The organism is Streptomyces sp. NPDC021080 (assembly GCF_044333225.1).
Taxonomy (GTDB): Bacteria; Actinomycetota; Actinomycetes; order Streptomycetales; family Streptomycetaceae; genus Streptomyces.
Genome location: NZ_JBIRQM010000007.1, coordinates 400339 through 414003 on the forward strand (window position 1 = coordinate 400339; position 13665 = coordinate 414003).

A 13665-nucleotide genomic window follows, 5' to 3' on the forward strand; every position below is an offset into this window, starting at 1 on the left:
GGTCGCGCACGCCGGTGTCAGTCCTGTCCGAGGTCGGCCGTCACCAGCTCGGCCTCGCCCTTGTCCTCCTGCGGGGCCGCGGGACGGCCGGGCAGGAACAGCGCGACGATCACCGCGCCGACGACCGCGACACCCGCGCCGCACAGGGCGGTGACGTGCATCGCGTGCAGGAAGGCGTCGTTGGCCGGGGTGATGAGGGCCTTGCCCTGCGGGCCCAGCTTGGCGGCGACGCCGAGGGTGGCCTCGATGGACTCGCCCGCGGTGTGCCGCAGCGGGGCCGGGACGAGGGCGAGCTTGCCGTCGATGCCGTTGCGGTAGGCGGTGGAGAGCACGGAGCCGAGGACCGCGATGCCGAGGGCACCGCCGACCTGGCGGAAGGTGTTGCTCAGCGCGGACGCGGAGCCGGCCTTCTCGCGCGGCAGCGCCTGCATGATGACGACGCTGGTCGGGGTCATGATGTGCGCCATGCCGGTGCCCATCAGGAAGAAGATGACCTCGAGCATCCAGATCGGGGTGTCCGCCTCCAGCGTGGCGAACGCGGCCAGCATCGCGGCGATGATCAGCAGGCCGGCCGTGCAGGTGGCGCGGTTGCCGAAGCGGTCGACGACCAGCCGGGCACGCGGAGCGAAGATCAGCTGGGCGACGGCCAGCGGGAGCATCAGCAGGCCGGTCTGCAGCGGCGAGTAGCCCCGCACGCTCTGGGTGTAGAAGACGGAGAAGAAGGTCACGCCCATGAGCGCGAAGAACACGAGCGCGATGGCGGAGATCGCCGCCGAGAAGACCTTGTTCTTGAAGTACGTGACGTCGATGGACGGGTGGTCGCTGCGCATCTCGAACACCACGAAGCCGACGAGGACGGCGAGTCCGGCGCCGATCGTCGCGAGGACCTGCGGGTCGGTGAAGTCGGCGAGCTGGCCGCCCTTGATGATGCCGTAGACGAGCAGGACGAGGCCGATGATCGAGAGGACCACGCCGACCGGGTCCAGGCGGCCCGGGTTCGGGTCGCGGGAGTCGGGGACCAGCCAGATCATCAGGCCGATCGCGAGGATCACGATCGGCACGTTGACCAGGAAGACCGAACCCCACCAGAAGTGGTCGAGGAGCACGCCGCCGGTGATCGGGCCGATCGCGATGGCGAGGCCGACGCCGCCGGCCCAGATGCCGATGGCCTTGGGCTGCTCGTCGCGCTCGAAGACGTTCATCAGGACGGCGAGGGTGGCGGGCATCACGAAGGCGGCGCCGAGGCCCATCACGGCACGGAACACGATGAGCTGGACCGGCGAGCCGGACTCGGCGGCCAGCGCGGAACCGATGCCGAAGACGGCGAGACCGGCGAGCAGCACCTTCTTGCGGCCGAGCCGGTCGCCGAGGAGGCCCGCGGTGAACAGGAGACCGGCGAAGACGAGGGTGTAGGCGTTGATGGCCCACTCCAGCTCACCCTGGGTGGCCCCGAGCCCGGTGGGCGCGGGTGTCGAGATCGTCTTGATCGCGACGTTCAGGATGGAGTTGTCGAGCACCACGATCAGCAGGCTGAGCATGAGCGCGCCGAGGATCGCCCAGCGGCGCCGGTGCACCGCCTCGGGCACCCGTCGGTCGAGCGGAGGAGCGGAAGTTGTCATGGCGACCACCCTAGAATGAATTCGATACGGAACCGTCTCGTATCGGAAAGGCTTTACGGAGAACTTACGAAGGGACCCGGGGCCGTGGACGGAGGCCGGCGAGCGGGGAGCGGCGTGGCGGGAACGACACCGGGTCCGGCGGGCCCGGTCTAGCCGCGCGTACCACGAGGTGCCACCATGGAGGTGATCCGGGGACGCCGTCAGGGTGCCTCGAGATGACATAAGGAGCCGTTGCGATGACGCAGCTTTCGGCTGCCCAGAAGCAGCCTGCGGAGGGTGCCCTCAAGGCCACCGGCAGCAAGGCGCTGTACGGGGGCAAGAGCACCCGCCGTATCACGGTGCGCGACATCACCGCCGCCAAGGAGCGCGGCGAGAAGTGGCCCATGCTCACCGCCTACGACGCGATGACCGCCTCCGTCTTCGACGAGGCCGGCATCCCGGTCATGCTCGTCGGCGACTCGGCCGGCAACTGCCACCTGGGGTACGAGACGACCGTCCCGGTGACCATGGACGAGATGACCATGCTGTCCGCCGCGGTCGTGCGGGGCACCAGCCGGGCCCTGATCGTCGGCGACCTGCCCTTCGGGTCCTACCAGGAGGGCCCGGTGCAGGCGCTGCGCTCGGCGACCCGGCTGGTCAAGGAGGCCGGGGTGGGCGCGGTGAAGCTGGAGGGCGGCGAGCGCTCGCACCGCCAGATCGAGCTGCTGGTGGAGTCCGGCATCCCGGTGATGGCGCACATCGGCCTGACCCCGCAGTCCGTGAACTCCATGGGCTACCGCGTCCAGGGCCGGGGCGAGGAGGCCGCGCACCAGCTGCTGCGGGACGCCAAGGCGGTCCAGGACGCGGGCGCCTTCGCCGTCGTCCTCGAACTGGTCCCGGCGGAACTCGCCGCCGAGGTCACGCGCACCCTGCACATCCCGACCGTCGGCATCGGCGCGGGCGCCGAGACCGACGCGCAGGTCCTGGTGTGGACCGACATGCTCGGCCTGACCGGCGGCAGGATGCCGAAGTTCGTCAAGCAGTACGCCGACCTGCGCCGCGTGATGGGCGACGCGGCCAAGGCGTTCGCCGAGGACGTGGTCGGCGGGACGTTCCCGATGGAGGAGCACTCCGTCCACTGACCCCCGGGCGCCCGGGGTCTCACCGCCGGTGGGCCCCGACCGCCCCGAGCCCCTTGAGTCCCCTGCGCCTCTTGAGCCCCTTGCGGCCCCGGGACCTCGAGGCCTTGAGCCACTGCGGCACCAGGGACAACCCGCCGATCTTCCCCCGTCGGCGGGTTGTCGCCGTTGCGGGCGCGGTGCCGGCCGGTTGCGGGCGTGGTGTCGGTCAGTTGTGGGCGTGGTGTCGGCCGGTTGTGGGCGCGGTGTCGGTCAGTTGTGGGCGTAGTGTCGGCGACCTATCGGTAACAGTCGGAGTCTGTCGGTGGCCTGTCGGTCGTTTGTCGGTGGCGGCTGGCACCTTGATGGACATGACGCGAATCGACAACACGCCCCGGCAAGCTGCGACCGGCCGCAGCGCCGTCACCGTACGGGGGCTGGTCAAGCACTACGGCGAGACCAAGGCGCTGGACGGGATCGACCTGGACGTGCGCGAGGGTACCGTCCTCGGAGTCCTCGGCCCCAACGGCGCCGGCAAGACCACCCTCGTCCGCTGCCTGTCCACCCTCATCACCCCCGACGCCGGAACGGCCACGGTCGCCGGCTACGACGTGCTGAAGCAGCCCCGGCAGCTGCGCCGGGTGATAGGCCTCACCGGCCAGTACGCCTCGGTCGACGAGAAGCTCCCGGGCTGGGAGAACCTCTACATGATCGGGCGGCTGCTCGACCTGCCCCGCAAGGAGGCCCGCCGGCGCGCCGACGAGCTCCTGGAGCGCTTCTCCCTCACCGAGGCGGCCAAGCGCCCCGCGTCGACGTACTCCGGCGGTATGCGCCGCCGGCTCGACCTCGCCGCCTCGATGATCGGCAGCCCGGCCGTGCTGTACCTGGACGAGCCGACGACCGGCCTCGACCCGCGCACCCGCAACGAGGTGTGGCAGGAGGTCAAGCGCATGGTCGCCGACGGCGTCACCGTGCTGCTCACCACCCAGTACATGGAGGAGGCCGAGCAACTCGCCTCCGAGCTGACGGTCATCGACCGCGGCAAGGTCATCGCCGGCGGCCGGATCGACGAGCTGAAGGCCCGCGTCGGCGGCCGGACGCTGCGGATCCGCCCGGCGGACCCGCTGCAACTGCGCCCGCTGGCGGCCATGTTCGACGAACTGGGGCTCACCGGCCTCGCCACGACGATCGTGGACAGCGAGACCGACAGCGTGCTGGTCCCGATCCTCAGCGACGAGCAGCTCACCGCCGTGGTCGGCGCGGTCACCGCGCGCGGCATCACCATCGCCTCCATCTCCACCGAACTGCCCAGTCTGGACGAGGTGTTCCTCTCCCTCACCGGCCACAAGGCCAGTGCCCCGCAGGACGAGAACCCCGCCCGCGCCTACGAGGAGGTCTCCGCATGAGTACCGCCACTGTCGAAGCCCCCTTCACCGTCGAGGCCGACCCCCGCATCTCGCCCCGCGCGCACGCCCGCCACATAGGCGCCCTCATCCGCCGCAATCTGCTGTGGATCCGCCAGGACCCCGAGTCGATGTTCGACGCCGTCCTGATGCCGATCATCTTCACCCTGCTGTTCGTGTACGTCTTCGGCGGTTCCATCGGGCAGTCGCTGGGCGGCGGCCAGGACGCCTACGTGCAGTACGTGATGCCCGGCCTGATGGCGATGACAACCATGAACATGGCGACCGCCGTCGGCACCGGCTTCAACGAGGACTTCCACAAGGGGGTGATGGACCGCTTCCGCACCCTGCCCATCGGCCGGGGCTCCGTGCTCTTCGCCAAGATCGTGGTGGAGCTCATGCGGATGCTCGTCGCCACCACCGTCCTCATGGTCGTGGGGGTGCTGGTCGGCTTCGACATCACCGACTGGCCCGGTCTGCTCGCCTCCGTGGGGCTCGCCACCCTCTTCGCCTCGGCCCTGATGTGGATCTTCCTGGTCCTCGGGGTGACGATGAAGAACGCCCAGTCCGTGCAGGCGATGGGCTTCCTGGTGCTGTTCCCCCTGCAGTTCGGCTCGTCGATCTTCTCGCCGACCGCGACCATGCCCGGCTGGCTGCAGACCTTCACGGACTACAACCCGCTGTCCAACCTCGCGGACACCACCCGCGGTCTGATGGTGGGCGGTCCGGTCACGCACAGCCTGTGGCTGACCCTCGGCTGGACGGCTGCCCTCACCGTGGTGATGGCGCCCATCGCCATCCACAAGTTCCGCACCAAGAGCTGACGTACGGCGCCCGGACCCGGACCCGCTCACCGGGGCCGGGGCGGGTCGGGCCGGTTCGCGTCCGCGCCTCAGATCAGGGCGGTGGCCTCTTCCAGGGAGAGGCCACCGCCCTCCGCGTATGCCGCCTCGAACACCGCGTCATCGAGCAGGGCCCGCGCTCCCGTCTCGGCCCGCTCGCGCACCTCCACCTCCATGGGGCCGGCGAAGTGGCCCGGCGGCAGCAGGGCGTCCGCCGCGCCCAGCACCCGGGCCGCGTCCAGGGCGCGACGGCCGCCGTCCAGGTCGCCCAGGGCGATGGAGGCGGTCATCAGATGGGCGGAGGGCATGTGCGGCGCGATCATCCGCGACAGCCGGTCGGCGGACCCCAGGGCCCGGCGCACCTTCTCCAGGGCGCTCTCGCACTGCCCGTCGATCGCGTCCAGCCAGGCCTCGACACCCAGCATGAATCCGTCGAACAGGGCGAAGGAAGCGGCCCCGAAGTCCTGACGGAGCAGCCGTATCTGCTCACGCGCCTCGTCCGTCCGGCCGGTGCGGCCGAGCCAGGTCGCGAGGAAGAGGTGAGCCGCCGGCAGGGCCTCGTTGTGGGCGCCGTGCCCGGTCGCGAGGACATCGCGGATCATCCGCTCGCCGCGCTCGGGCTCCCCCAGCTCCATGTACATGCAGCCGAGCCGGACGTCGAGCACCGCCGTCTGGGCGCGCGCGCCCAGACGCTCGGCGTACTTACCCGCCTCCGCGTAGTCCGCGGCGGCGGCCCGGAAGTCGCCCTTGCGCTCATGGGCCTCCCCGCGCGCGGAGAGCGATTCGGCGGCACCCCAGGCGTCCCCGATGCGTCCGAAGAGTTCCAGTGCCTCGTCGGCGTCCACGGTGGCGTCGCCCGCCATGTCGGTACGGTTGGCGAGGATGTTGGCGCGCATCTGCAGGGAGGTGGCCAGTTCCCAGTCGTAGCCGAGTTCACGGCAGGTGCTGACCGTCTTGTTGATCACCTCGGTGAACCGCTCCATCGTGCCGGTGAGCAGCACGGCGTAGAACCAGAGGTAGCCGGGGGTGCGGCAGGTCTGCGGCATGCCGGGCTCGTAGGTCGCGCTGATGGTACGGAGCTTCTCCTGGGCCTCCGGGGTCTGCCAGGCTCCCATGTCCATGTCCATGTAGGCGAGATGGACGAGGTGGACGCCGCGCCGGGCCTCTTCGAGGACCTCCTCGCGCATCGGCGGCGGGAAGTCCGTACAGCGTTCGTACAGGGGGACGGCCGGACGCACGGGCGGGGCGAAGGGGTCCGGGCCGAGGCCCATCACCTCCAGGGACCAGGCACGGGCGTCGACACGCTGGTCGCGGATCTGCCAGTACCAGGCCAGCGAGAGGACCATGCACAGCGCCTCCTGCTCGTCGCGTTCGGCGACCGCGTGCCGCAGGGCGGTGCGCAGGTTCTCGTACTCGCGCTCGATGGCGTCGATCGCGGAACGCTGTCCGGGGCCGCGCAGCAACGGGTCGGTGGTCCGGACGAGTTCGCGGTAGTACGTGAGATGGGCGCGCTCGGCGGCCTCGCGGGCACCGGACTCGTCGAGGCGTTCCCCCGCGTACTCGGCGACGGTCTCCAGCAGCCGGTAGCGCATCTGGCCGTCCTCGTCGCCCGAAGGCGCCGCGACGACGAGGGACTTGTCGACGAGCGAGCCGAGGACGTCCAGCGCGGCCGGGCCGCAGACGGCCTCGGCGGCGGCGAGGTCGCAGCCGCCGGCGAACACGGACAGCCGTCCCAGGGTGTCCCGTTCGGCCTCGTCGAGCAGATCCCAGGACCAGTCGACGACGGCGCGCAGCGTCTGCTGGCGGGGCAGCACCGTGCGGCTGCCCGAGGTCAGCAGCCGGAAGCGGTCGTCGAGCCGGTCGGCTATCTGGCGCGGGGTGAGCATCCGCAGCCGGGCGGCGGCGAGTTCGATGGCGAGCGGGAGGCCGTCGAGACGCCGGCAGATCTCCGCCGCCGCCTCGGGGTGGTCCTCGACCCGGAAGCCGGGCCGGGCGGCTGCTCCCCGGTCGGCGAGCAGCCGCAGCGCGACGGGTTCCGGCAGCGGGTCCACCGGGCGCAGCAACTCCCCCGGCACGCCGAGGGGTTCACGGCTGGTGGCGAGCACGGTCACACCGGGACAGCGCTCCAGCAGTGCCTCGGCGAGGTGCGCGGCGGCGTCGACGACATGCTCGCAGTTGTCGAGGACGATCAGCATCCGGCGCTTGGCGCAGTGTTCGGCGAGCCGGGTGAGCGGGTCGTCGTGCCGGTCGGCCACGGCGCGCATCTCCTCGGCACCGGCGCCGCGCAGCACGGTCTCACGGGCGCCGACGGCGGTCAGCACGGCCTCGGGCACGGCCTTCGGGTCGTCCACCGGGGCCAGTTCGGCCAGCCACACCCCGTCGCGCAGGGTCGGCGCCAGTGCCTCGGCCGCCTCCTGCGACAGCCGCGTCTTGCCCGCGCCGCCGGGCCCGAGCAGGGTCACGAGCCGGGCCGCCGCGAGGTCGCCCCGGATGGCATCGATGTCCTTCTCGCGTCCCACGAAGGAGGTGAGCCGGGCCCGGAGGTTGCCGGGCGGCGGTACCGCGGGACGAGTACGGGAGGCGGACGCCTCCTCCGGGACGCGGGCGGCCGGATCCGGGGTCCCGGCGGTCCGGTCGCCGCCGGGGACGAGGGCGTACGGCTGGGGGTGTCCGACGGCCGGGGCGGGGTGACCGGCGCCCGGCGCGGGGTGCCGGGCGGCCGTGGCCTCGGTGTCCGGGGTGCCGGGGCGGGTGAAGGTGCCGGTGTCCCCGGGCGCGGCCGCGGGGTCGGCGGCCGAGGTGAGGGCGCCGTCGGCGGAGACGGGCACGGAGACGCCGGAACCCGGTCCTGCGCCACCGGGACGCACACCGGTCGCGCCGGCCCCGGAGCGGTCCCGGGGGCCGGAGCCGTCTCCGGGTCCGTGGTCGTCCCGGGATCCGGAACGGTGACCGGCGCCGGAGCCGTCCCGGGGTTCCGAGCCGTCCCGGACTCCGAAACCGTCCCGGGCTCCGGAGCCGTCCCCACGTCCGGAATCGTCCCGGGGGCCTGAACGGTAACGGGGGCCGGAGCCGCCCCGGGGGCCAGAGCGGTGTCCGGGGCCGGTCAGGAGTTCCGTGTGCAGGGCGCGCAGTTCGGGTCCCGGGTCCGAGCCCAGGCGGTCGGCGAGGAGCGCGCGGACGGATTCGTAGGCGGCGAGGGCCTCGGCGGGGCGGCCCGCGTCGCGCAGCGCCCGCAGCCGCAGGACGTGCAACGGCTCGTCGAGCGGGTGCACGTCGCAGAGGGCGGTGAGCTCGGGCAGGGCTTCCTCGGCATGGCCGAGGGCGAGGGCCGCGGCGAACCGGGCGCGCCGGACGTCGAGACGGCGGGTCTCCCAGCGGGCCGCCTCGGCGGCGCGGTCCGGGAGGTCGGCGAGGGCCGGCCCCTGCCACAGGGCGAGGGCGTCGTCCAGGACGGCGGCCGCCTTGGCGGGGTCGCCGTCGGCGAGGGCCCGGATGCCCTCGCCCGCGAGCCGCGCGAAACGGTGCAGGTCGATGTCGTCGGACGCCGCCGCCAGCCGGTAGCCGCCCTCGACCGAGTCCACCGCGTCCGCGCCGAGCGCCCTGCGCAGCCGCCCGACCAGCGCCTGCAGCGCGCCGGGCGCGTCCGCGGGCAGGCCGCCGTCCCACACCTCGTCGACCAGGACGGCGGCGGGAACGGTGCGTCCGGGCCGCAGCGCGAGGACGGTCAGCAGGGCACGCAGCCGCGCCCCGCCGACCGGGACGGGCGTGCCGTCGGGGCGGAGTGCCTGGGTGGTGCCGAGAATGCGATAGCGCACGGGGTCCATTGTCTCCGGTGACATCAGGTGCGGGAGCCGGGTACGTACAGTTCGGCCAGGACGCCGACCCGGCTCTCGCCGAACCACTTGGGGCTGCGGTCCACGGCCTCCAACGAGCGTGACGCGGGCACCGGTTCCCAGGTGTGGGAGCCGGGCGCGGTCTCCGCGAACTCCTGGTGCACCAGGTGGATCGTACGGACCGTGCCGGTCGTCTCGGGCCACCGGGCACTGTGCCGCTCGACGGTGAGCAGACCGCCCCTGGCGACCGGCGGGCCGGACCGCGCCCCCGTTCCGTCACCGCCCGAGCCGGTGCCCGTGCCCGCACGCATGCCCCTGTCCCTTCCTCTGCCTCTGCCCCTTCCTCTGCCCGCGGGCTCGTCCTCGGGGTCGGCGTTCAGGGCCACGACCAGGCCGTCGTCCGCTCGCAGCACCCGGATCCCGGCTCCGTCGTCGCGCACGTACTCCACCGCCGCCGTGATCTCGCCGAGCGCCCCGGCCCAGCCTCCGCCGAGCGTCCGGCCCCCTTCGTCCAGCAGGAGCGGCCAGCTCACCTCGTCCCCGGCCGAGAAGGGCGTGCCGCAGCACTCCATCTGCCAGTCCGCGTAGAACACCCGCCACAACCCCATTCCCCCAGCCTCCCCGGAACCGATACCCGATCGCGAGACGTTTTCGGCGTGAGCCCGGTACGGTCGGGCAGGCCCCGAGCACACCGTCGTCAGCCCAGCCAGTCAGGAGCACCATGACCACCGCCGCGACCCGCCCCAGCGACAGGAGGATCAGCCCCGTCTTCGTCGGCATCGCCGCCGTCATGGGGGTGACCGGCTGGGCCACCTGGACCGGGTTCGCCGAGAAGCCCGGTGTGGCCGTCTTCCTGTTCGTGACGGCGGCCTGGGTCGTCTCGCTCTGCCTCCACGAGTACGCGCACGCCCGCACCGCCCTGCACAGCGGGGACATCTCGATCGGGGCCAAGGGTTATCTGACCCTCAACCCGCTGAAGTACACCCACGCCCTGCTGAGCATCGTGCTGCCCGTGCTCTTCGTGATCATGGGCGGGATCGGTCTGCCGGGCGGCGCGGTGTTCATCGAGCGGAGCCGCATCCACGGCCGCTGGAAGCACAGCGTGATCTCGGCCGCGGGCCCGCTGACGAACGTGCTGTTCGCCGTCGTGTGCACGGCGCCGTTCTGGCTGCACGCGCTGGACGGCGTCCCGCCCGCCTTCCGCTACGCGCTGGCGTTCCTCGCGCTGCTCCAGGTCACGGCCGCGATCCTGAACTTCCTGCCGGTCCCGGGCCTGGACGGCTACGGCGTGATCGAGCCCTGGCTGTCGTACGGGGTGCGCCGCCAGGTCGAGCCCTTCGCGCCGTTCGGACTGCTCGCGGTGTTCGGGCTGCTGTGGATCCCGTCGGTGAACCGGGAGTTCTTCCACCTGATCGACGCCGTCCTGGGCGGCCTCGGCATCGACGGCCGGGACACCGACTGCGGACAGTGGCTCTACCGCTTCTGGGAGCCGAACAGCGACATCTGCGTGAGGTCCTGACCGGACGGGGACCCGGACCGGCCGGCCGGCGGACCGGACCCCGGCCGATGGTCACGCCCTGCCGCGCCGCGCGTAGTACCAGGTCATGTTCGACGACAGGCCCGCCAGCAGCACCCACACGACGCCCAGCCAGCTGCCCTGGACGAACGAGACGACGGCCGCGGCCACGGACAGGACACAGACGGCGAGGGCGTAGAGAGCGAGGCGGGGCATGGGGTCGGCTCCTGTCGGGGGGACACTGCTGGGCACCAGTGTCCCCCACGCGAGCCCCGGGGCCGTGTCGCACCCCCGGGGCCTGCCGCCGATCCGGGCGAGGGGCTCTAGACGTCCGTCACCCGCAGACCGGCGTGCGCCTTGTAGCGGCGGTTCACCGAGATCAGGTTGGCGACCAGTGCCTCGACCTGGTGGGCGTTGCGCAGCCGGCCGGAGAAGACGCCCCGCATACCGGGGATGCGGCCCGCGAGGGCCTGGACGATCTCGACGTCGGCCCGCTCCTCGCCGAGGACCATCACATCGGTGTCGATCTCCTCGATCTCCGGGTCCGCGAGCAGCACGGCGGAGAGGTGGTGGAAGGCCGCGGTGACCCGGGAGCCGGGCAGCAGGACGGCGGCCTGTTCGGCGGCGCTGCCCTCCTCCGGCTTCAGCGCGTAGGCACCCTGCTTGTCGAAGCCGAGCGGGTTGACGCAGTCGACGACCAGCTTCCCGGCCAGTTCCTCGCGCAGCGATTCCAGGGTCTTGCCGTGGCCCTCCCACGGCACGGCGACGATCACGATGTCGCTGCGCCGCGCGGTCTCCGCGTTGTCGGCCCCCTCCACACCGTTGCCGAGTTCCTCGGCGGCGGCCTGCGCGCGGTCGGCGGCGCGCGAGCCGATGATCACCTTCTGTCCCGCCTTGGCGAGGCGGTAGGCGAGGCCCTTGCCCTGCGGACCGGTGCCGCCGAGCACGCCGACAACGAGCCCGGACACGTCGGGCAGGTCCCAGGGGTCCTTGGCGGGGGCCTTCTGTGCACTGTCAGTAGAGGTCATGGGCCGACTTTACGTGCGCGGGCCGGGGCGGGGCGCCCGAGGCGGCCGAGCGCCCGGGGTGAGGACGGTCACCCGAGCACGGCCACCGGGACGCGCCGGAAGGTGATCGTCTCGTACGCGCCGAAGTCGCCGGTCTCGTAGAGGAGTCCGACCGTGTCGGTGTCGACGCGGACCAGATCGGAGTACGCGGCGGGCAGTCCGTCGACCGTGTGCGCGGACCGCCAGGTGGTGCCGCCGTCGGCCGAGGCCCGGACCGTCATCAGGGCGCGGAACTGCGGGTCGGCGGGCCCGGAGAACAGGAGCAGGTCCGGGTCGCGGAGCTGGAGCAGGCTGCCCTGGACGACGGGGGCGACCAGACCGGCCTGCGGCCGGAACGGCTTGGCCAGGGTCCGGCCGCCGTCCGGCGAGTGGGCGTCGGCACGGTTCCCGGGCGAGGGCGAGTCGTTGCGGGTGTTGAAGTAGACGCGGCCGTCGGGCAGTTCGGCGGCGGTGGTCTCGTTGACGTTGACGTAGCCGTCGGTGTTCTCGTCGACGTAGCCGAGGTACCAGGTCGCGCCCCGGTCGTCGCTGAGCAGGCAGTGCCCGCTGTTGTACTTCGCCTCGGTTCCGTTGTCGGTGCCGGTGGGCGCCACGGTGTGGTTGCCGGGGACCACCACCCGGCCGGAGCCGAGCTGGAGGGCGTGCCCCGGTGTCGTGGCGTACCACCGCCAGCCCGCCTTCTTCACCCGTGCGGTGATCTCCTTGGGCGCTGACCAGGTGAGTCCGTCGTCGTCGCTGTGCTGCACCCACACGCGCCGCCCGTCGGCCGCCTTCACCCTGCCGCGCAGCAGCGCGTCCTCGGAGGCGCTCGCGGCGCTGCGGACGTGGACGAGCAGGACGCGCCCGGTGTCGAGGGTGACGGGCGCGGGGTTGCCGGCGAGGTCGGTCCCGTTGTTCGCGGCGACCTGGAGCGGGCCCCAGGTCCGGCCGCCGTCCATGGACCGCTTGAGCACGATGTCGATGTTCCCGTGGTCCTGCGCGGAGCCGACCCTGCCCTCGCAGAAGGCCAGCAGGGTGCCGGTGCGGGTGGCGACGACGGCGGGGATGCGGAAGCTGGCGTAGCCCTCGCGCCCGGCACGGAAGGGGACGCTCGCCCCGGTGCCCGCGCCCGTACCGGTGCCCGTCGTCCCGTCCGTGCCGGTGCCGGGTTCCGCGCTCGACTGTGTCATGGCCGGGCTCCCTGCTGCGCTCGCTCGTGGGGTCGGTGATGCGTACTTCTGCCCGACTCGGGCGAATTCGCGGTGAACTCCGGGTCACGAGTGGAGCGTTGCGGCAGGATGCGGCCATGGATGCCGTACGGGTCGCATTGCTGCGCGAGGTGCTTGCCGGGACCGAATGGCTGGGTGCGACACGGCGGTTCGGGGGAACCCTGCGGGGGGCCGTGGTGTCGCACGGCGGCGGGCTGCTGCTGGTCGGCTCCGCGGCCTACGAACCCTGGCACCTCGCGGCGCACCTGGTGGACGAGGCGGCCTGGTCGGGGACGCCGGAGCTGGCGCCGACGCTGGTGCGGCACGGGGCGCGGGAGTCCGATCCGGCTCACCTGGCGGTGGGGCTCGGACGGATCGAGGCGGCCCGGCGCGGGGAGACCCTGCTCGTGGTGGCGCCGGACGCGCCCGGGGACGCGCTGCTGGAGCGGGTGCACGACGCCCGGCGGGCCGGGGCGACGATCCTGGCCCTGTCCGGCCGGGAGGGCGAGTTGCCGGCGCTGGCGCACGAGTCGCTCGCGGTACCCCCGGACCCCGAGCTCGACCTCGACACCGTGCAGCACCTGGTCAGCGCGGCGGCCGGGGAGAACGCGCTGCCCTCACCGCGGGGCCGCCGCCGCTTCCGTGACCGGCTCTCCCGCATCGCGGACCAGCTGACGGCCCCACCGTCGTACCGCTGGTAGCGGGCACGGACTCCGGCCGGGACGGGCTCCGGCCGGGACGGACTCCTGCCGGGACGGGCTCCGGTACGGACGGGCTCGGCGGAGGAAGACTCCCCCGCGGCGGCGAGAGCACCTACGGGGGCGGGGCCGCCCGTCGCCTCAGTCGTCCCCGGTGCCCTGCGCCTTGTCCGACGCGTCGTGCCACTTCGGGTCCGTCTCCCATTCGAGGTTCCGTTCCCGCGCGAGGTCCATCGCGTGCGTGGCCTCCTCACGGGTGGCGTACGGGCCGAAGCGGTCCTTGCCGGGGCACTCGGGGCCCTCCTCGACCTTCTTGTGCTCCAGGCAGTAGTACCACTCGCCGGGCTTGCCGACCGTCCGCTTCTTGAACAGGGCCATCACCAGCTCCTTTCGCCTAGGACAT

12 protein-coding genes are annotated in these 13665 nt (G+C 72.7%); 5 read left to right on the forward strand and 7 right to left on the reverse strand.

Going from position 1 to position 13665, the window contains the following annotated elements; translation table 11 throughout:
- Positions 1 to 17 precede the first annotated feature (17 nt).
- Positions 18 to 1619, reverse strand: a complete 1602-nt coding sequence (locus tag ACH4S8_RS20010; RefSeq protein ID WP_398395700.1) for a DHA2 family efflux MFS transporter permease subunit — start codon at positions 1617 to 1619, stop codon at positions 18 to 20.
- A 236-nt stretch (positions 1620 to 1855) separates the two neighbouring features.
- Between ACH4S8_RS20010 and panB the strand changes: the two genes are divergently transcribed.
- The 3 genes from panB (at position 1856) to ACH4S8_RS20025 (ending at position 4943) form a co-directional block, all read left to right on the forward strand.
- Positions 1856 to 2740, forward strand: a complete 885-nt coding sequence (panB, locus tag ACH4S8_RS20015) for a 3-methyl-2-oxobutanoate hydroxymethyltransferase (protein WP_398395702.1) — start codon at positions 1856 to 1858, stop codon at positions 2738 to 2740.
- A 347-nt stretch (positions 2741 to 3087) separates the two neighbouring features.
- On the forward strand, positions 3088 to 4122 hold the full coding sequence (locus tag ACH4S8_RS20020; protein ID WP_398395704.1) for an ATP-binding cassette domain-containing protein: 1035 nt from the start codon (positions 3088 to 3090) through the stop codon (positions 4120 to 4122).
- Complete coding sequence (locus ACH4S8_RS20025) at positions 4119 to 4943, forward strand: ABC transporter permease (RefSeq protein WP_398395706.1); 825 nt, start codon at positions 4119 to 4121, stop codon at positions 4941 to 4943. The genes ACH4S8_RS20020 and ACH4S8_RS20025 overlap by 4 nt, the downstream gene beginning before the upstream one ends.
- A 68-nt stretch (positions 4944 to 5011) precedes the next feature.
- On the opposite strand, the gene ACH4S8_RS20030 is transcribed toward ACH4S8_RS20025, so the two are convergent.
- A complete protein-coding gene (locus tag ACH4S8_RS20030; protein ID WP_398395923.1) occupies positions 5012 to 8785 on the reverse strand; it encodes a BTAD domain-containing putative transcriptional regulator in 3774 nt (1257 codons plus the stop codon).
- Between the two features lie 14 nt (positions 8786 to 8799).
- The gene (locus tag ACH4S8_RS20035; RefSeq protein WP_398395708.1) at positions 8800 to 9402 is read right to left on the reverse strand and encodes a DUF6578 domain-containing protein; all 603 of its coding nucleotides are present in this window, start codon (positions 9400 to 9402) and stop codon (positions 8800 to 8802) included.
- A 113-nt stretch (positions 9403 to 9515) separates the two neighbouring features.
- Between ACH4S8_RS20035 and ACH4S8_RS20040 the strand changes: the two genes are divergently transcribed.
- A complete protein-coding gene (locus ACH4S8_RS20040) occupies positions 9516 to 10313 on the forward strand; it encodes a site-2 protease family protein (RefSeq protein ID WP_398395711.1) in 798 nt (265 codons plus the stop codon).
- Between the two features lie 51 nt (positions 10314 to 10364).
- Here the strand turns inward: ACH4S8_RS20040 and ACH4S8_RS20045 are convergent, their stop codons facing one another.
- The 3 genes from ACH4S8_RS20045 to ACH4S8_RS20055 form a co-directional block, all read right to left on the reverse strand.
- Positions 10365 to 10526: a hypothetical protein gene (locus tag ACH4S8_RS20045; protein ID WP_167347425.1), complete on the reverse strand. Its 162-nt coding sequence runs from the start codon at positions 10524 to 10526 to the stop codon at positions 10365 to 10367.
- Between the two features lie 107 nt (positions 10527 to 10633).
- Positions 10634 to 11338 (reverse strand): NADPH-dependent F420 reductase, encoded by a 705-nt coding sequence (npdG, locus tag ACH4S8_RS20050; RefSeq protein WP_398395714.1) that lies wholly within the window; start codon positions 11336 to 11338, stop codon positions 10634 to 10636.
- 68 nt (positions 11339 to 11406) lie between these two features.
- Complete coding sequence (locus ACH4S8_RS20055) at positions 11407 to 12546, reverse strand: exo-alpha-sialidase (RefSeq protein WP_398395716.1); 1140 nt, start codon at positions 12544 to 12546, stop codon at positions 11407 to 11409.
- Positions 12547 to 12662: 116 nt separating this feature from the next.
- Here ACH4S8_RS20055 and ACH4S8_RS20060 point away from each other — a divergent pair, with 116 nt between their 5' ends.
- Positions 12663 to 13265 (forward strand): hypothetical protein, encoded by a 603-nt coding sequence (locus ACH4S8_RS20060; protein WP_398395718.1) that lies wholly within the window; start codon positions 12663 to 12665, stop codon positions 13263 to 13265.
- A 138-nt stretch (positions 13266 to 13403) separates the two neighbouring features.
- On the opposite strand, the gene ACH4S8_RS20065 is transcribed toward ACH4S8_RS20060, so the two are convergent.
- Entirely contained in the window at positions 13404 to 13640 is a 237-nt protein-coding gene (locus tag ACH4S8_RS20065; protein WP_398395720.1) for a hypothetical protein, read from the reverse strand.
- Positions 13641 to 13665 lie beyond the last annotated feature (25 nt).